At 54.0% G+C, this 19,566-nt stretch carries 16 protein-coding genes; 13 read left to right on the top strand and 3 right to left on the bottom strand.

Translation table 11 applies throughout. The annotated features are described in order from the left end of the window. The first annotated feature begins 4 nt into the window (after nt 1-4). The 8 genes from AC6I8X_RS20940 (at nt 5) to AC6I8X_RS20905 (ending at nt 8,175) form a co-directional block, all read left to right on the top strand. Nucleotides 5-946, top strand: a complete 942-nt coding sequence (locus AC6I8X_RS20940; RefSeq protein ID WP_497841422.1) for an ABC transporter permease — start codon at nt 5-7, stop codon at nt 944-946. After that, nucleotides 946-1,803, top strand: coding sequence for an ABC transporter permease (locus AC6I8X_RS20935; protein ID WP_313682368.1), 858 nt, complete (start codon nt 946-948; stop codon nt 1,801-1,803). Before AC6I8X_RS20940 ends, AC6I8X_RS20935 begins: the two co-directional genes overlap by 1 nt. Next, a complete protein-coding gene (locus AC6I8X_RS20930) occupies nt 1,800-3,410 on the top strand; it encodes a dipeptide ABC transporter ATP-binding protein (RefSeq protein WP_497841347.1) in 1,611 nt (536 codons plus the stop codon). Before AC6I8X_RS20935 ends, AC6I8X_RS20930 begins: the two co-directional genes overlap by 4 nt. Next, nucleotides 3,407-4,402, top strand: a complete 996-nt coding sequence (locus AC6I8X_RS20925) for a putative FMN-dependent luciferase-like monooxygenase (protein ID WP_497841346.1) — start codon at nt 3,407-3,409, stop codon at nt 4,400-4,402. The genes AC6I8X_RS20930 and AC6I8X_RS20925 overlap by 4 nt, the downstream gene beginning before the upstream one ends. A 12-nt stretch (nt 4,403-4,414) precedes the next feature. After that, on the top strand, nt 4,415-5,518 hold the full coding sequence (locus AC6I8X_RS20920; RefSeq protein ID WP_497841345.1) for an alkylhydroperoxidase domain protein: 1,104 nt from the start codon (nt 4,415-4,417) through the stop codon (nt 5,516-5,518). A gap of 2 nt (nt 5,519-5,520) precedes the next feature. Then, entirely contained in the window at nt 5,521-6,672 is a 1,152-nt protein-coding gene (locus AC6I8X_RS20915; RefSeq protein WP_497841344.1) for an amidohydrolase, read from the top strand. A 23-nt stretch (nt 6,673-6,695) separates the two neighbouring features. Further along, nucleotides 6,696-7,544 carry a VOC family protein gene (locus AC6I8X_RS20910; protein ID WP_313682358.1) on the top strand — a complete coding sequence of 283 codons (849 nt, stop codon included), beginning with the start codon at nt 6,696-6,698 and terminating at the stop codon, nt 7,542-7,544. A gap of 103 nt (nt 7,545-7,647) precedes the next feature. After that, nucleotides 7,648-8,175 carry an SRPBCC family protein gene (locus AC6I8X_RS20905; protein ID WP_497841421.1) on the top strand — a complete coding sequence of 176 codons (528 nt, stop codon included), beginning with the start codon at nt 7,648-7,650 and terminating at the stop codon, nt 8,173-8,175. Nucleotides 8,176-8,229: 54 nt separating this feature from the next. Here AC6I8X_RS20905 and fhuE read toward each other — a convergent pair whose 3' ends face one another. Next, nucleotides 8,230-10,398 (bottom strand): ferric-rhodotorulic acid/ferric-coprogen receptor FhuE, encoded by a 2,169-nt coding sequence (gene fhuE, locus AC6I8X_RS20900; RefSeq protein ID WP_497841343.1) that lies wholly within the window; start codon nt 10,396-10,398, stop codon nt 8,230-8,232. A 358-nt stretch (nt 10,399-10,756) separates the two neighbouring features. Further along, a complete protein-coding gene (locus AC6I8X_RS20895; protein WP_084881027.1) occupies nt 10,757-11,644 on the bottom strand; it encodes a LysR family transcriptional regulator in 888 nt (295 codons plus the stop codon). Nucleotides 11,645-11,772: 128 nt separating this feature from the next. Here AC6I8X_RS20895 and AC6I8X_RS20890 point away from each other — a divergent pair, with 128 nt between their 5' ends. The 3 genes from AC6I8X_RS20890 (at nt 11,773) to AC6I8X_RS20880 (ending at nt 15,048) form a co-directional block, all read left to right on the top strand. Further along, nucleotides 11,773-12,903, top strand: a complete 1,131-nt coding sequence (locus AC6I8X_RS20890) for an L-dopachrome tautomerase-related protein (protein WP_313682354.1) — start codon at nt 11,773-11,775, stop codon at nt 12,901-12,903. Nucleotides 12,904-13,189: 286 nt separating this feature from the next. Continuing rightward, nucleotides 13,190-14,485, top strand: a complete 1,296-nt coding sequence (locus AC6I8X_RS20885) for a CitMHS family transporter (protein WP_497841342.1) — start codon at nt 13,190-13,192, stop codon at nt 14,483-14,485. 161 nt (nt 14,486-14,646) lie between these two features. Then, on the top strand, nt 14,647-15,048 hold the full coding sequence (locus AC6I8X_RS20880) for an H-NS family histone-like protein (RefSeq protein ID WP_299450137.1): 402 nt from the start codon (nt 14,647-14,649) through the stop codon (nt 15,046-15,048). 175 nt (nt 15,049-15,223) lie between these two features. On the opposite strand, the gene AC6I8X_RS20875 is transcribed toward AC6I8X_RS20880, so the two are convergent. Next, the gene (locus tag AC6I8X_RS20875; protein ID WP_313682349.1) at nt 15,224-16,126 is read right to left on the bottom strand and encodes a LysR family transcriptional regulator; all 903 of its coding nucleotides are present in this window, start codon (nt 16,124-16,126) and stop codon (nt 15,224-15,226) included. Between the two features lie 173 nt (nt 16,127-16,299). Between AC6I8X_RS20875 and AC6I8X_RS20870 the strand changes: the two genes are divergently transcribed. Beyond that, the gene (locus tag AC6I8X_RS20870; RefSeq protein ID WP_497841420.1) at nt 16,300-16,977 is read left to right on the top strand and encodes a type 1 glutamine amidotransferase domain-containing protein; all 678 of its coding nucleotides are present in this window, start codon (nt 16,300-16,302) and stop codon (nt 16,975-16,977) included. A 367-nt stretch (nt 16,978-17,344) separates the two neighbouring features. Beyond that, a complete protein-coding gene (locus tag AC6I8X_RS20865) occupies nt 17,345-19,537 on the top strand; it encodes a TonB-dependent siderophore receptor (RefSeq protein WP_497841341.1) in 2,193 nt (730 codons plus the stop codon). The last annotated feature ends 29 nt before the right edge of the window (nt 19,538-19,566 follow it).

The following is a 19,566-nucleotide window of genomic DNA, read 5'->3' as shown; positions in this document are numbered from 1 at the left end:
GATGATGCGACATTCTCTGCTGCACAGATTGGGGCAAAGCCTGCTGGTATTGTGGGCGGCCTTCACCCTGTCATTTTTGCTGCTGCAGGTGCTGCCGGGGGACGCGATTCTGATTAAGTTTCAGAACCCGGATCTCGGCCTTAGCCCGGCGCAAATTGCCGAGATGCGGCTGGCCTACGGTGCTGACAACCCAATCTGGCAGCAGTATGGGCATACCCTGTTTGCCATGCTGCGTGGCGATTTCGGTTACTCGGTGCAGGCGGGCGCTCCGGTCAGCGAACTGATCGCCAGCAATCTACCCGCCACGCTCAGCCTGGCGCTGCCGGGATTTTTACTGGCGGCGTTGCTGGCGTTTGCCCTGGCGGCGTTATCGCGGCTGCCGGGATTACGCCTGCTGCGCACATTTTTCCAGTCCATTCCTGCGTTGTTTGTCTCCCTGCCGACCTTCTGGCTTGGCATCGCGCTCATCCAGGTATTTTCGTTCCAGCTGCGCTGGATTCCGGTCATCAATCCTTCGGCGTTGCAGGGGCTGATTCTGCCCGTGATCACGGTAGCAGTGCCCATCTCCGCGCCACTGGCGCAGATCCTGCTGCGTAGCATTGATGAAGTCTCGACCCAACCCTTCGTGGCGGTAGCGCGTGCCAAAGGCGCGAGTGAAAACCGGGTGTTATGGCGTCACGTATTGCGCAATGCACTGCTGCCGGTGCTGAACGTGGCCGGTTTACTGCTCGGTGAATTGATTGCCGGTGCGCTGATTACTGAAACGGTGTTTGGCCTGAGCGGGCTGGGACAGCTGACGCAACAGGCGGTCAACAATCAGGATGTCGCGGTACTTCAGGCGGTGGTGATGATCTCCGCACTGGGGTTTGTGCTGATTAATTTACTGGTCGATTTGTTGATGCCGTTACTTGATCCCCGGCTACAACCGATCGCGGGAGGTCACTGATGAGTCTGGTGGATTACGCGGCGGACCGTCTGAGTTCGCGCAGAAAACATCGCTGGCACAGCTTACAACTGCAACCCGGTCTGTGGCTGGCATGGGCGGTGATGATACTGGCGCTGCTGGCGGCTTTCGCCCCCGGATTGTTTACCCACTTCAACCCCACGGAAGGCATTGCTGGTGCGCAGCGCCTGCCTCCACAGGCAACTTACTGGCTCGGTACCGACCAGCTGGGCCGCGATCTGTTCACCCGCATCGTTTATGGCGCGTCACAGTCGCTGGCGGCGGCATTTGCAGCGGTGGCGATGGGCCTGATTGTCGGCACTGCACTGGGCGTGATTGCCGGAGCGGTCGGGCAGCGCACGGAAACCTTGCTGATGCGGCTGGTGGATGTACTGCTCTCCATCCCTTCCCTGCTGCTCTCGCTGAGCATCCTGATTTTGCTGGGTTTTGGCACGGTACACGCTGCACTGGCAGTGGGAATTGCCTCCATTGCCAGCTTCGCAAGGCTGGCACGCGGTGAAGTGGTACGCGTGCGGCGTAGCGAGTTTGTCGAGGCCGCTTATGGCAGTGGCGGCAGTTTCTGGACCGTGCTGTGGCGGCATATCCTGCCGAACTCGCTGACGGCAGTGGTCGCCTACGCGGCATTGCAATTTGGTCAGGCGATTCTGGCGCTTTCAACCCTGAGCTTCCTCGGTTATGGCACACCGCCACCGACCCCGGAATGGGGACTCCTGATTGCGGAAGGCCGTAACTACCTGGCGACCGCCTGGTGGCTGACAATCTTCCCCGGCATCGTGGTGGTGGCGGTGGTACTGGCAGCCAATCGTATTAGCCAGCAACTGGCCGGAGGGATGAAATGAACACGATCCTGGCAATTGAAAACCTCACCCTGAGCTATCGCCAGCAAGGCGAATGGCGTCCGGTGGTGCATAACGTCAGTTTTAGTCTGCAGGCGGGTGAAATGGTGGCGCTGGTGGGTGAATCGGGTTCTGGTAAAACCACCACTGCGCAGGCGATCATCGGCCTGCTGGCGGAAAATGGCCGCCGCGACAGTGGTCGCATTGTGCTGAACGGTACTGATATCAGCGGCTGGTCCGCCAAACGGCTGGACAGCCTGCGCGGCGTGCGCATCAGCCTGGTGCCGCAGGACCCAGGCAATTCACTCAATCCGGTAAAAACTATCGGTGAACAGGTGGGTGAAATGCTGCAACTGCACCTGCGCATCAGCCGTAAAGAACGTCAGCAGCGGGTGATTGAGCTACTGAGCCGCGTGGGTTTGAGCCACCCTGAGCAACGCGTGGATCAGTACCCGCATCAACTCTCCGGCGGAATGAAACAACGCGTCCTGATCGCCATCGCCCTCGCCCTGCGTCCGCAAATCATCATTGCTGATGAGCCAACCAGCGCGCTGGATGTCACGGTGCAGAAACGCATTCTCGATTTGCTCGATATCCTGCGGCGCGAATCCGGCACGGCGGTGTTATTTGTCACCCACGATCTGGCGCTGGCGGCTGAACGCGCTGACCGGCTGCTGGTTTTTCGTCACGGTGAGATCCAGGAACAGGGCGATACTGCGCGGGTGATCAATGCCGCACAGCATCCCTACACCCGGCAGCTGTTGCAGGATGCGGCGCTGGATTCACTGGCTCTGCCGCCGCCCCCCGCAACAGCGCTCGCCACCCCGGCAATTCAGCTTTCCGCCATCAATAAACGTTTCCAGCTTGGGCGTCAGCAGCAGTTTCAGGCTTTAAACGCCGTCAGCATCCGCGTACCGCGCGGCACCACCCATGCGCTGGTCGGTGAATCAGGATCGGGCAAAACCACGCTGGCGCGCATTCTGCTGGGATTTGAGCAGGCCGACAGTGGCCGTGTGGTGATTGACGGTATTGATGCCCACGGTCTGAGTAACGAAGCGCAGCGTCAGCTGCGGCGCAAAATTCAGTTCGTGTATCAGAACCCCTATGCTTCGCTTGATCCACGCCAGACGCTGTTTGCCATCATCGAAGAACCGCTGCGCAATTTTGCCCGCCTGACAGCGGAACAACGTCGTCAGCGCGTTACTGCCGTCGCACAGCGGGTGGCGTTACCGCTTGATCTACTGACGCGTAAAGCGCGCGAGTTGTCCGGCGGTCAGCGGCAGCGCGTGGCGATTGCCAGGGCATTAATTGTTGAACCGGCGATTCTGGTGCTGGATGAGGCCACCTCGGCACTGGATGTCACCGTGCAGGCGCAAATTCTGCAACTGCTGCAACAGTTGCAGCAAGACCTCGGCCTGACCTACCTGTTTATTACTCACGATCTCGCCACCGTACGGCGTCTGGCGCATAGCGTCACGGTGTTACGCGCTGGGGAAGTGGTGGAACAGAGTGACGTTGTCACGCTATTTGCTGCCCCTCGCCATCCCTACACCCGGTCATTAATTGAGGCGATTCCCGCTTTCCGTCCGCTGATTAAGGAGTCTGCATGACGCGTAAACGCATTGGTTTTTTTACCCGCCTGCTCGATGAAGGTAGCGCACAGCTGCGCTACCGGCTGGCAACCGAGCAGATCCAGCACGCGGAACGACTTGGCTTTGATAGTGCGTGGATTGCGCAGCACCATTTTCACGAGCATGAAGGTGGCCTGCCATCACCGCTGGTGTTTCTCGCGCATATCGCGGCGCATACCCGCACCATTCGCCTTGGCACCGGCATTATCACCCTGGCACTGGAAAATGCACTGCGTGTCGCTGAAGACGCCGCAGTGCTGGATTTGCTCAGCAACGGACGCCTTGAGGTCGGTTTTGGTTCCGGCGGCACCGCCACCTCCTTCCTGCCGTTTGGCCTGACGATCGAGCAACGCGCGCCCTTCTTTGCGGAACAACTGCATAGCGTACTGAGCGCCTGGCGTGGCGATACTCTGGCGCATCCGGATAACCATCTTTACCCCGCCGCACCGACGTTATCGCAACGCGTCTGGATCGCCACGTTTTCCGTCGAAGGCGCTGCACGCGCCGGTCAGGCGGGCCACGGCCTGATGTTATCCCGCACCCAGCCACGGCCTGCCGGACAAGCAGACATACCACTGGATGCGTTACAGAACCCGATGATCGACGCCTATCTGGCTGCGCTGCCAGAAGGGATTGCGCCGCGAATTCTCGCCTCACGCACCGCCTTCGTCGCAGACTCCACCCACCATGCGCGTCGCCTGGCCGAACCGGGTCTGCAACGTCAGGCTGACCAGTTCCAGGCTAGCGGACATAGCATCCTGGGCGCGTCACTGGATGATCATATCCGCCAGTTTGACGCCCATCTCGGCGATCCTGACGCGGTGCTGGCCTCTCTGGCACAGGATAGCGTGCTGGCACGCGCCACCGATATCACCTTCCAGGTGCATTCGATTGATCCTCCCCATGCCGATATTTTGCGTTCGATTGAACTGATTGCCGACCACATCGCGCCACCGCTGCGCAACGCATAACAGGAGAAATTCATGTCTCAACCCGATGATTTGCTGGCTGCACTGGCCGATATTGATCCCACCTCAGAACTGGCGCAGGCACGCACCCAACGCGATGCCGCCACCCGTCACACCCAGGGCAGCTATGAAGTCTTGTTTAGTCAGCATGATGACGATTTTCCGTTACCGGAACGCTTCGCGCTGGCTGCTCAGGTCGCCGCGTGGCATGGCGAAGTGGCTTTACAGGCGCACTACCAACAGCAGGTACAGGATGTGCAGCACAGCGCACGCGAAGAGGCGGGACGCGCTTTCGCTGAGCGGCTGAGTTTCCATCCGGTAGAAGCAACACCGCAGCACATTGCCAATCTGCAAAGCGTGGGCTGGACAGCGCGCGGCATTGTCACACTGGCGCAGCTGATTGCGTTTGTCAGCTTCCAGAGCCGTCTGCTGGCCGGTTTCCGCCTGATCAAGGGCGATGACTTAAACACACAGCAGCACGCCGTAGCCGGAAAATGGCATAGCGCGCCACTGACCTTTAGCGGCAAGACTGCCCTCACCGCCTTTACCCAGCAGGAACTGGGATGGGAACCCTGGCTGACCGCCAAACCGCTTGAGGAATTCGACAATGAGGAAAAAGCCACGCTGGCGCGTTTTGGTCATAGTGATTCTGACTATTTCCGCCTGCTGGGACGCAACCTGCCGCTGCTGGAACAGCGTACCCTGACCGATAAAGGCATCTTTTATACCGCAGGTGGCTTACCACGCGCCGAGCGTGAACTGGCGGCCACGGTGGTCAGTAAGGTGAATGGCTGCATCTATTGCGCCTCAGTCCATGCTCGTAAAGCCAGTCAGCTGGCGAAACAGGAGGCTGCGGTGCAAAAGTTGCTCAATGTGGTGCCCGGTGCGGAACTGTCGCACGGACAGTCACCGCGCTGGCAGGCGCTTATCGATTTCAGCGCCGCGTTATCCGTCACCCCGGCCAGTGCCAGCCAGGCACAGTTGCAGGCACTACGCGCTCACGGGCTGGATACCTTGCAGCTGCTGGATCTGGTGCAATCCACCGCCTTCTTTGCCTGGGCCAACCGCCTGATGCTGACGCTGGGCGAACCCTTCCTGCCTGACGATGCCAAAGGATAATTATGACAACCCTCTCTACCGAACAACTTATCCACTGGAGACGTGAACTGCATCAGCACCCTGAATTGTCGAATCAGGAACACGCCACCACCGCCCGCATCACCCGCTGGTTGCAACAGGCTCATATCCGTTTGTTACCGCTGGCACTGGAAACCGGAGTGGTGGCGGAGATTGGTCAGGGCGATACAGTGATTGCCCTGCGCGCCGACATCGATGCCTTGCCGATTGAAGAACTCACCGATCGTCCGTGGCAGTCACAGCAAAAAGGGGTGATGCATGCCTGCGGTCATGATCTGCACAGCAGCGTGATGCTCGGCGTGGCGCATCAGCTCAAACGGATTGAAGCGCAGTTGCCCGGCCGGGTGCGGATTCTGTTTCAACCCGCCGAGGAAACCTTTAATGGCGCACAGCAGCTGATTGATGCCGGGGCATTGCAAAATGTGCAGGCCATTTTTGGTTTGCACAATGCACCGGATTTGCCGGTGGGTACGCTGCGCACCCGCGGCGGTGCCTTCTATGCCAACGTTGATCGTTTTCAGATACACATTCACGGTAAAGGTGCGCATGCGGCGCGACCTCACGAAGGTGTTGATGCGATTGTTATCGCCAGCCATATCGTCACCGCACTGCAAAACCTGCCTGCTCGCGTGTTTAGCGCGCTGGAATCGGTGGTGGTCAGCGTGACGCGATTCACAGCCGGTAACAGCTGGAATGTCCTGCCACATCAGGTGGAGCTGGAAGGCACGGTACGTACCCATAACGCGCAGATTCGTGAACAGGTAGCGCATAAAATACGCGACCTGATCGCGGGTATCGCGGCCGGGTTTAACGGCGAAGCTGAGCTGCTGTGGCAGCCAGGCCCTCCTTCGCTGGTGAATACGCCCGCCTGGGCCGACTTCGCGCTGCGTCTGGCGCAACAGCAGGGATATCAGACGGAAGTGGCAATTCCACAGATGGGCGGTGAGGACTTTGCGTTTTATCTGCACCATGTGCCCGGCACTTTTGTCAGTATCGGCAGTGCCAGCACACAGGGTCTGCATCATCCGGCATTCGACCCGGATGAAGCGATGCTTGCACCCGCAGTGGCGTACTTTACCGCTCTCGCACAACAGGCGCTGGCTGAGGTGCAGCAAACTCAGGAACTGGCCTCGTGACCGTACGAACAAGGAGAAAACCAATGGCAATTATCGCTCCACTGCCGCAACTGGACCATGTGGTGATCAATGTGGCCGATCGACTGGATGAAGCGCGTACGCTGTATCAGAGGCTGGGTTTTCAACTCACCGAACGCGGCCATCACTCGCTTGGCTCCAGCAATCACCTGGCGGTTTTTGGCGAAAATTATCTGGAGCTGCTGGGTTATGAACCGCAACGCGGAAACCTGCGCCAGGATTTGTGGCAGTCCCCACTGGGGTTAAGCGGGCTGGTGTGGAAAAGTGACGATGCTGACGCGGTGTGGCGGTACCTGGAAAGCCAGGATATCGATGGCGAACCACCTGCCAGTTTTTATCGTCCGGTTACCCTGCCCGACGGTTCACCACAGCAGGCGCGCTTTCGCACCGTGCGTTTACGCCCGGCGCTGGTGCCCAATGGTCGTAGTTTCTTCTGCCAGCATGAGACGCCACAGGCGGTGTGGCAAGCCGCCTGGCAACAACATCCCAATGGCGTCAGCAATATCGTGGAGTTTGTGGTGGTGGCGCAGGATCCGGCAGCCGCCGCGCTGGTGTACAGCCGCTTATTCGGTGCCGGAAGGTTACAGGCCTGTCAGGAAGGTGCTTTCGTGTTAAAAGCCGGGGCGGCAACGGTACGTTTTGCAGCAGCCGACTATGTGCTGCAACGCTTTAATAGCCTGCCAGCAGATTATGACGGCAGCGCGCGCATGGCAGCATTGAGCCTGCAAACTCACGACCTCAGCAAAGTAAAAGCCAGCTTACTGCTGGGAGATGTGCCGTTTAGCGAGACGGAACACGCAGTGATTGTAGCGGCAGAGCAGGCATTGGGTGTGGCGTTACGTTTTCAGCAGTAGCCCCTTCCTGAAATAAATATTTCTGATATCTCATATCATGAATACCCATTTAACTTATATGAGAAATTCGCCCATGCTTGTCACATCAAATCAATGCGAGGTGATGAACATGAAAATGAATGCAATTGTATGGCCGGAAGGCTTTGTACCAGGTTTTACCGATAATTACTGTTCGAATGAAGTGATTGTCGCGGGTCTGACTGCGGCAGAAATCTGGCCATTGCTGGTAACGCCGTCGCTGTGGCCAACTTATTACAAAAACTCGGCCAATGCGCGCTTCTACGACAACAAAGGCCCGGTGCTGGCGCAGGATGACCGTTTCTACTTTGAGACTTTTGGTTTCCCGGTTGAATCGCGTGTAACAGAGTACGTTGCACCCTCTGCTGGTGAGGCAGGTCGTGTTGCCTGGCATGGCTGGGCAGGCGAGGAAGGTGCCGATGATCGCCTTGACGTGCTGCATGCCTGGCTGGTGGAAGATCTATCGGACAACCGCGTGCGCATTCTGACTCAGGAAACGCAGAACGGTAACCCGGCGAAAGAGCTGGCAAAAGCGCAGCCGAACCCGATGATTAATGGTCATCAGGAGTGGCTGGATGGTCTGGTGGCAGCAGCCAGAGCGAAAAAAGCGTAATTTGCAGGTAAAAGGTCGCTGTTGGTCATCAACAGCGGCCTTTTAGTTGAGCTATCAGAAACGATAGTTTGCCGAAATGGAGACGTTACGCGGCGCACCGTACACCGTGTTTCTGCCCACATCAATGTTGTAGGTTTTGTCGAACAGGTTGTTCAGGTTCGCCTGGATTGACAGCTGTTTATTCACGCGATAGCGCGTAAACAGGTCAACCAACGCATAGCTGCCCTGATCGGCATACAGCGTGCTGGCACCATCCGGACCGGCTACATGATCCCAGGTATGGGTCTGCCAGTTAACACCGCCACCTACCGTCAGATCCTGCAGCATCGGCAAGCGATAGCTGGTGAAGAACTTCAGTGAAGTACGCGGCTGGGTTGGATTCAGCGCTTCACCCTCACCGTCCTTCGCCACATAACGGGTCGCGCCGAAGGTCATTTGCAGGTTATCCGTCACCGCTCCATTGATTTCAAATTCAATACCCTTACTGACCGTGCCGTTCTGCTCATAGTAGGCATAATCCGTACCACCATTAACCAGCGCGTAATCCGTTGCGCCCAGGTGATCCTGCTCGATACGGAAAACGGCCACTGAGGCGGTCAGTCGGCTATTCAGCCAGTCACCTTTGATCCCGGTTTCATAACTTTTACCCGTGACCGGCGAAAGGTAAGCACCATTCACATCACGGTAGGTCTGCGGTTTGAAAATTGAGGTGTAGCTGGCGTAGGCGGAATACGTATCGTTGATGTCATACACCAGGCCCGCGTAAGGCGTGATGTTGTTCTTTTCCATATTCTGCGTCAGCGTATCGGCGGTGTATTTGGTGTAGCGCGCGCCGAGGATCAGATGCAGCGGATCGGCCAGCGAAATGCGCGTCGCCAGATAGGCTGATTTCTGGTGGATGGTATTGTCCTGCGACAGCGACTGAGGATCCCAGTCTGGCTCTGGGTAATTCCCCCACTGATTAAAATCACCCACATCGGCTGAGGTGAAGCTGGTAGATGAACTGAAATAACGATCATTCTGGCGAATGTAAGTCACGCCAGCCATCATTTCATGCTGACGACCAAACAGTTCATACGGCCCGCTGACGTAAGCATCAACAGAATTTTCCTTGCGCTTCGCGGTGTTATAACCGGTGCCGCCGAGCAGGTCATAACCCGCATAAGGCCCAATACCGATGCCGGTAGTTTTATCAAAGTAACCATCGATATACAGCAGCTTACTGTCCATAGTGGCTTCGGTATGCGTGCCACTCAGGGTGAACTGCCAGCCGTTGTTAAATTCCTGCTTCAGGCTGGCAAAGACGGATTTCGAGTCGCTATTGTTGTACGCCCAGTCAGGTGCCAGGTTGGTGCTGCAGGAATAATTGGTTTTACTGCCATCAAGATAGAATGTGGGCAGGCCACCCCAGGTAGCGCCCGAGATGTTGGTTTCCTGATAATCGTATCCCACGGACAGCGTAGTGGAATCGGTCAGATCGGCATCAACCACGCCATACAGGAATTTCTTCTGGGTATGGTAACGATCCAGCCAGCTGTCGCCATCCTGATAACCGGCCACTACACGACCACGCACATTGCCTGACTCAGTCAGCGGTGCGGAGAGATCGGCAACATAACGCTGATTATCCCAGCTACCATAGCTGGCTGAGACATCGGCTTTAAATTCTTTGCTGTCGGCACGTTTACGGACCATATTCACCGACGCCGCCGGACTCCCTGCACCGGTCATTAAGCCGGTGGCACCACGCACCACTTCGACCCGATCATAAATGGCCGTATCAGACAGGGTGTCGCCAATATTCCACTGGGAATCAATCAGCACCGGGACGCCATCGACCTGATAGTTATCGATCATAAAACCGCGTGAGTAGAAATTGCTGCGGTTAGCGCCGGAATTAAATTCGCTGATACCGGTGGTATTTTTTAAAACATCATTCAGCGTTTCAAGCTGTTGATCTTGCATACGCTGTTTGCTGATGACGCTGATCGACTGAGGCGTGTCACGCGCGGTCAGGGCCATTTTGGTCGCCGCACGCGTGACCGGAACATTGTAATCGCTGGCGGCCTGCTGCTGATCGTCGGTGCTGGCGTTTACCGTCAGTGTTTGTTCCTTGCTATCGGCTTCAGCCGCATGAGCAATTCCTGATGCAATCAATAACGCCAGCACAGAAAGGCGCAGCGCTGGTTGCGATCCCCTGACCCGCTTAACTTCGAAAGACATAATATTCCTCAATCAACTTATTTTTATTTAGATGACGGCATACCCGCTGTACGTCTGCTGGCATCCCGCCGCAAAAGGAGTTGAAGAATAAATGTCAGGTAAGAGGAAGCGCCTGACTGTGCCGTCCGGGCACTCACAGCGCGACAGTAAATATGTCGTTAAGAAAGCAAATGAGAAATATACGCATTAAGATTTCTATTGCAAGAAATTGTTACTCGGCGGCCAAAAGTTTCCTGCGGGAAATTCGCTTATTCTTCAATGAGTAATAATACGAAAGAGTTGAGAAAGGTAATTATCACAACAGTAAAACGGTGCGCATTCATACCGACCAGGCCAATAACAGCACGGATCCGTGCTGTTACCAGTGCCAGCGTTTTTCCGCTAACTCAACCAATAAACGCGATGCCGGGGACAACTCACTTAATGATCGGAACTGCCAGCCAAAAGTACGGGGCATGATGACCAGGGGTAACGGGATCTCCACCAGCATGGCGTCATCGCCCTCGCCTTTTAGCAAGCGGCGCGAGAGAAAACTCAGGAGCTGCGTGCTAGCAATCACCTGACGCAGTGGCGACAGGGTATTACTTTCCATCTGGACCCGTGGTGGCGCATAGCCACCGCTCCGCAGGCGCTGTTCCAGCCACTGGCGTGTGGCGACGTTCGATGATGGCAGCAACCAACTATATTGATCCAGCTGCTCCGGCGTGGGGTGAATATTCGCCAGCGGATGACGACGGCTGGCAGCGATCACCACCGGATCATCAATGAGCGGGCGGGTGACGAACTCACTGTTGCCGTCCGGCAGAAATCCGAGTATCAAATCGATTTTGTTTTCCCGCAGCAGTTTCTGCAGCAGATCGTTCATCCCTACCGTCACTTCAAGCCGGGCTGTCGGTGCTTTGTGTAGCAGATCGCGGCTCAGCATAGGCAGCATAAATTCCGCCGCCGTAGCGGCCACCCCGAGCCGAATGACCCCAGCGGTACCGGCCCCCAGCGCCTGCAAATCCTGGCGCGTCACCTGCATCATGTGCACCACTTTTTGAGCACGTTCACAAAGTAGCAGTCCCGCTTCTGTCAGTTGCATACCCCGCCCGACCTTTAAAATAAGCCGTGTGGCATAGAACTTTTCCAGCCGCTGGAGACATTTGGTCAGCGCTGGCTGGGTGATACCAAGGGATTGTGCCGCTTTGCCAAGGTGTCCGGTTTCCTTCACCGCCAGCAAATAATGCAGGTCTTTTAGCTCCATTCATTCCCACCAGGAATTAATTGATAAAAATCAGAGAATATAATTTATCACTGCGGCCTGCCAGGATGAACAGACATTAACAACAGAGCAACAAATAACCTGCAATGTTAAGTACAAGGGAGAGAAGGATGAAACATTCACTCAAGGCGCTGGTAGCCGCGCTGACATTAACCGCCGCTGGACAGGTGCTGGCACAGGATACGTTGCCAGTAAAATTGCCGACGCAGCAGGACAGCCGTCTGCAACAGGTTACTACCTCGCCTCGCGTGTGGAATGGCATCACCGTGAGCCATGATGGCCGCATTTTCGCCTCACTGACCCAATCAGAAGGCAGTGGTTTGCAACTGGCTGAAGTGGTGAACGGTCAGCTTAAGGCTTATCCCGACGAAAGCTGGAATCAGTGGCAAAGCCAGGACCCGGAACACCATTTTTACCATGTGAATGCACTGCGGATTGGCCCGGATGGCGACCTCTGGGTAATGGATGCTGGTAATAAGGGCATTGGCACGGGCGATAAGGCGGTACCGGGTGCCGCCAAGCTGGTGCGCATCAACCTGCAAAGCGGCAAAGTGGTGGGCAGCTATGTGTTTAAAGCCCCCACCCTGAAGGCTACCAGCTACCTGGACGATGTGCGTTTCAACGGGGATTTCGCCTATCTGACCGACCCCGGTGCGGTAGGTCTGGTGGTGTTAAATATGAAAAGCGGCAAAAGCTGGCGTGTTCTGGACGACCATCCGCTCTCCATCGATCATCAGCCAATTTATGCCGACGGCAAGAAATTGTACCTGCGCGACGGTCGTGAAAAACGTGTTGGCCTCGATCAGCTGGAAGTCTCACCGGACGGTAAATGGTTGTACTACCAGGCCATTCCCGGCCCACTGGCTCGCATTGAGACGCGTTATCTGAACGATGAGAAACTTTCAGCAGCCGAGGTAGCGAAACATGCTCATAAAGTCCGAGACACCTGGAGCACAGGCGGCACGGCGATTGATGCTGAAGGTAATATTTATGCTTCGGACATCAATACCCGCAGCATAAAACGTATTGCGCCTGATGGCACGGTCACGACCGTGATTCAGGATCCGCGCCTGGTATGGATTGATGCGATGTGGATCTCCCAAGGTGCGTTGTGGATGCCATCAGCACAAATCAACCGTACGCCTGCCACTACCGGCGGTAAACCTTCTACCGTGGAATACCCGGTAAAACTTTATCGTCTGCCTTTACCGATTGCGCCTTCACCGCGCGACCACGGATAAAAAGAATCGCCCGGCTTCACGCGTCGGGCGGATTTATTTATCACAGGAATCATTAAGGAGCGGAAATAACACCAGGATAAATCATCACCTTAAGACAATTTATTTTTATTAAAAATAAGAAGTTGCACACATTTTTACCCGCAATACATCTTGTTATGTCTGGAACACTCTTCAGATAATAGCGTATGACTGTCGAGGGCAAAGAAGGCACTTCTGCACATTAAATAATCATTTTGCTGTTTTTTATTTATACCCGAATATTTTCCTCTGAACAGGATACCTCGCCATGCTGCTAATTCTCAGTGTGCTTATGATCGGCTGTTTCATCGCCTTATTAATGAGCAAAAAACTCTCTGCCCTGACGGCATTGATTATTATCCCAACACTTTTCGCGCTATTTTCCGGGCATGGTGCGGAAATGGGCAGTATGGTGATTAAAGGATTGCGAACCGTCGCACCTACCGGGGTGATGCTGATTTTCGCCATGCTTTATTTTATGAGCGTAACCGATGCCGGGATGTTTGATCCGATAATTAAACGCATTGTCTCCGCTGTCGATGGTGACCCGGTGAAAATATTTATCGGCACGGCTCTGCTGGGGTTTATTGTGGCGCTGGATGGCGATGGCGCAACGGTATATATGATTGTCCTGTCAGCATTTATGCCGATATATGAACGCGTTGGTTTATCTAAATTGAGCGTTGCCTGCCTGCTATTGCAATGTACCGGGCTGGGTAATATGTTTCCCTGGGGTGGCCCTACCGCCCGTGCTGCTACGGCAGTCCATGCCGATGTCGCCACCTTATTTGTTCCCATGTTATTACCGCTGCTGGCTTGCGTGGTGTGGACCTTCGTGATGGCGTGGCTGCTGGGCCGCAGTGAGCGCAAGCGCATAGGTTTTGCTGGCGGGTCATCGGCGACGATTAGCGGCCTGCAGTTTGAAGAAAAACCCTGTGTAGCCTGGCGCTTCTGGTTTAACTGGGCGCTGACCATTGCGCTGATGACGCTGCTGGTGATGGATGTGGTGCCAATGGCGTACCTGTTTATGCTGGCAACGGCGATCATGTTTGTCGTTAATTACCCACAGCTCAGCCAGCAACAGGAGCAGATGGCACGCCATGCGCCAGCCATTCTCGCCGTGGCCGGTTTAATCTTCGCCGCTGCGGTGTTTACCGGGATCTTCTCCGAAACCGGCATGGCAGATAGCCTGGCAAGCGCGATTGTGAATGTAATTCCCCCGGCGCTCGGTCCTTATCTGGCCGTAATTACTGCGGTGATCAGTATTCCGGTGACCTGGATGGTCTCCAACGATGTGTTTTATTTCGGCATGCTGCCGGTGCTGGTTCAGGCAGCTGGACATTATGGTATCGAACCAATTGAAATGGCGCGCGCCGCGCTAGTGGGCCAGCCAGTACATATTCTCAGCCCGCTGGTGGCCTCAACTTATTTACTGATTGGTATGCTGAAGCTGGATTATGCCCAGGCGCAACGTTTCACTCTGCGCTGGTCATTTATTACCTGTCTGGTATTACTGCTGGTTGCACTGATTACCGGATGTTTCCCTTTTTATCGTGATGCTTAAATAGTCCCCATGTAGCCAACGAGATATCAGGTTATAATTTCATTGCCTGCTGTCTCGTTATTTTCAAGACAATTCTGCATACACGACAATATTTTCTTTTGTGTCATTTTCCCGTAGAATGCCCTTTTTTTCATGTGTAAGACAATAATCAAGGGTTTTTTATGAGCGATGCACTGAAGGCATTGAACAATCTTCGCACACTGCGTGCACAGGCACGAGATGTTGAGGTTGAAGTTTTAAACGAAATGCTGGAAAAGCTCAGCGCGATAATCGCCGAACGTCGTGATGAAGCGGCTGCGGAAAATGCCGCGCTGCGTGAGAAAGAAGAGAAGCTGGCACTGTATAAAGAGATGCTGCTTAACGACGGTATTGATATTTCTGAACTGGCGCAATTAACCCAGGGCGAAAGCAAACCTAAAGCGAAACGCGCACCACGTCCGGCCAAATATAAATTCACTGATGAAAATGGTGAAGAAAAGTTCTGGACGGGTCAGGGTCGTACGCCATCGCCAATCAAAAGCGTCATTGATGCTGGCGGTTCGCTGGATGATTTTCTGATTTAACAGTAAAGGAGAGTGTCCATGGCACTCTCCTTTATTAGTATTACCCGTTCCTTTTTGCTGGCGTTACCATCAAGCGGATAGCTGTTAGACACCTTCAGCAGCATCAGCATCAGTCACTGCCTTATTTTAATGGGTTACTGACTCAATACGTCCACTGGTTGTCGGGGCGATGTTTTTACCCGGCGACGGTTTCAAACAGCAGACCGCGCAACCAGCGGTAACCTGCATCACGGTGAGTTCGTTCATGCCAGGCAACATTTTTGGTAAAACCCGGAATCGCCAGTGGCGGAGCAATCACCCGCAACCCTTCGGTATTCACCGCTAACCTGCGCGGCACCACAGCAATCAAATCACTAACCCGCAGAATCTCCGGCAACACCAGAAAACTGCTGACCGATAATGAGACACGACGCTTTTTCCCCTGCGCTGCCAGCGCGTCATCGGTGACACCATGAAACTGTCGGCCGTGATAAGACACCAGAGCATGATCAAGGGAACAGAAATCGTCGAGAGTGATGCCGTTACCCTGCGCTGCCGGATGGTCGTGGCGCAACAGGCAGACATACTCTTCATCATATAGCGCGCGGGCATGTAAATCTGGTGGTGTGGTGTCCGGTGTAATCAACGCGATGTCGATATCACCACGCTCGAATTGAAAAGCCAGTTGATCATTATTTACGGGCACGACGGCAACTCGAATACCAGGTGCGAGTTTACGTAATGCTTCCATATAGGGAACCACAACGGCACGCAGTGCGTAGTCGGTCGCGGCGATGGTAAAGGTCATCTCTGCACTGGCCGGGTCAAACGCTTTAGGTTGTAGCAGCCCGTTAACTTCAGCAAGGATCTGTTTAATCGGCGCAGCCAGTTCCAGCGCCCGCAGCGTTGGCACAATGCCGCGTTGCGTACGGGTAAATAACGGGTCGTCAAAACACTCACGCAGTCGGGTTAGCATGCCACTGACCGCAGGTTGTGTCAGCGCCAGCCTGTTGGCCGCACGCGTCACGTTACGTTCATCAAGCAATGCATCAAGTGCTTTGAGCAGGTTGAGGTCCATGGTTCTGATATCAATTGACATGATGGCTATCGCAAAAACTAATGGTGAAATTTATTTCAGCACGGACTGTGGTATTCGGCAAGCACAGCTGTTATTACCTGTGATGATGACTGAAATCATAAATGCCGATAATGCTGATGGGAGCCAATACCCCATACTAGCGAATCAGATACTTCAGTCGCTAAGGAACCATGATGTCTGCTAAAAAAATACTGTTCGTGCTCACCAGCCACAACAAACTGGGTTCGACCGATGGCGTAACGGGCTTCTATCTTCCCGAATTAACTCATCCTCTTGAACAGCTGGAAAAAGCCGGTTTCAGCGTAGATTTTGCTTCAATTAAAGGTGGCAAGCCGCCGGTGTATGGCGTTGAGCTGGATGATCCCGTCAATGCGCATTACTGGCGAGATGAGACCTTCCAGTACAAGCTGGCGCATACCGCGGCACTGGAGCACGTGGATGCAGCGCTATACGCTGGGGTGTTATACGTGGGTGGACATGGCACGATGTGGGATTTTCCTGAGAGTGCAGCGGTTCAACGCGTGACTCGCGAGATATGGCAGCACCATGGCGTGGTAGCAGCGGTGTGCCATGGCCCTTCCGCGCTGGTCAATGTCACGCTTGATGACGGCGAGCTGCTGGTCGCGGGCAAGCAAGTCAGTGCCTTTACCGATGAAGAAGAACATATTGTGCAGCTGGAAAACGTCGTACCGTTTTTACTGACCAGCAAATTGCAGCAGCAGGGAGCGATTATTGCTGGTGCTGCTGCATGGCAGGATCAGGTTTCGGTAGATGGGCGTTTAGTCACCGGGCAGAATCCACAGTCAGCTGCCAGTGTGGGTAAAGCAATAGTTAAAATATTACAGGGATAATGTTCTTCTTATTTCTCTCTGATGTCTTTAACGTCAATCCCGGTGCGCACGCCGATTCGCGCCCCGCAGTCATTCGGTCGGCGTCATGCCGACCAGCTCAATAATAGCTGCTCTCGCCATCTGCTTAATCTAATGCGAGCAGAGGAGCCTGGGTTGTGATGTCGCCATAGTTAAGTATGTTGTAATTATACTAGTCATTTCCCCTTCTCAGAAACCTGTAAGCATCAAGTCACCGCAAGGATAGGCTACTTATTAACCAAAAAAGGAGAAAAAAAGGAGATTCCCCATCACTGATATACAATGATAATCATTCTCATTATCATGCGTATTTACTTACAAGTGTTAACAAAACAGGGAGAATGATTAAGTGAATGCAACCAAATGTAACCAAAGGCATCCCATCGCGTTGCTTTTGGCCGGGCTGTTGAGCACGTCAGCTTACGCCGCCAATGAGGAGCCCACCGAAAAACTGGCTGACGATGAATCGATGATTGTCACAGCGGAAGAAGAACTGAAACAACAGCCTGGTGTTTCAACCATTACTGCGGAAGACATTCAAAAAAGCCCCCCTGTTAACGATTTATCCGACATCATTCGCAAAATGCCAGGTGTCAATCTCACCGGCAACAGCGCCAGTGGCAGCCGTGGTAATAATCGTCAAATCGATATTCGTGGGATGGGACCGGAAAATACATTGATCATGATAGATGGTGTCCCTGTCACCTCTCGCAACGCCGTTCGCTACAGCTGGCGCGGCGAGCGTGATACCCGTGGCGATACCAATTGGGTGCCAGCCGAAATGGTGGAACGTATTGAAGTGATTCGTGGACCGGCCGCTTCCCGTTATGGTTCCGGTGCCGCAGGGGGGGTGGTGAACATCATCACTAAACGCCCAACGAATGACTGGCATGGTTCACTGTCTCTGTTCACCAATCAGCCAGAAGATGATAAAGAAGGTGCCACTAAACGCGCCAACTTCAACCTCAGTGGCCCGCTGGCCGGTGATGTATTGACCATGCGCCTGTTCGGAAACATCAATAAAACCGATGCCGACGCTTATAACATCAATACCAATGAAAACGGATCCTATGCAGCAGGCCGTGAAGGCGTACGCAATAAAGACATCAACACGGTGTTCTCCTGGAAAATTACCCCATTGCAAGTTGTCGATTTCAGCTACGGCTACAGCCGCCAGGGTAATATTTATGCCGGGGACACTCAATACAGCAACGGCAATATCAGTCCTAATGGCCTGGTGGAATCGCTCTACGGTGATGAAACCAATCGCATGTACCGCCAGAGCTATGGTCTGGCCTGGAATGGCATCTGGGATTGGGGTACGTCAAAACTCAATTTCAATTATGAGAAAACCAACAACACACGCCTGCAAGAGGGTTCGACAGGTCGCGTTGAAGGGATGATCAACAGCGATAGCTACGCTACCAGTCGTCTTGAAAGCTATCGCGCTGGGGGAGAAATCAACTTCCCGGTACAGTTGCTGGTCGATCAAACGGTCACATTAGGTGCAGAATGGAATCGTGACGAATTAAACGACCCTGCCTCAATGAGCGCAACCGATCAATCCGGTGTAATTATTGACGGCGTATCAGGCGACCCATCTGCACGCAGCAGTAAAAATAGCGCCACCATCAGCTCGCTGTTTTTTGAAGATAATATTGCCGCCACCGACAGCACCGAAGTTATTCCGGGCTTACGCTTTGATTATCACAATAAGTTCGGTGCTAACTGGAGTCCGAGTCTTAATATTTCGCAAGGTCTTGGCGATTACTTCACCTTAAAGGCGGGTATTGCGCGCGCATTTAAAGCACCGAATCTTTATCAGTCCACCGAGGGGTATCTGCTTTCCACGCGTGGCAATGGTTGTCCGGTAGGTCTCACCACGGGTAGCTGTTATTTATTAGGTAATGAAAACCTCGATCCGGAAATCAGTGTCAATAAAGAAATCGGTATCGAATTTAATCATGATGGTTATATCGCCGGGATTACCTGGTTCCGTAATGATTACAAAAACAAAATTGTCGCGGGTGATGACCTGGTGGGTTATGCCTCTAACGGCTATAACGTGTTACGTTGGGAAAATGGTGGTAAAGCGATTGTTGAAGGCCTGGAAGGAAATCTGACGATTCCGCTGGTGCGCGATACGCTGGAATGGCGCACCAACGCAACATATATGTTCCGTTCAGAAAGCAAGAAAACAGGTAATCCGTTGTCTGTTATCCCGGAATTTACCATTAACTCGCAGCTTGACTGGCAGGTTACCGAGAAGCTGGATGCCAATATTAACTGGACCCAGTATGGCAGGCAGAAACCCCGTCAATATGCTGAAATACGTAATGAAGTCGGTGCAATTTCTAATCGGGAAATTAGTCCCTACTCCATCTTCGGTTTAAACATGAATTACGATATCACCAAAAACCTGCGCGCCAATGCAGGGATCAACAACCTGTTTGATAAACGTATATATCGTGAAAATGATGGCGCATCGACCTATAACGAACCAGGCCGTGCTTATTATGCCGGATTAACCCTGTCGTTCTGACGTGATTCACCACCCTGCCAGCACTGCGC

The organism is Pantoea sp. X-Soil-TKNS-1280 (genome assembly GCF_059730475.1).
Note: the sequence above shows the minus strand (reverse complement) of the source record. Positions and strands in the feature narration are given on the sequence as shown.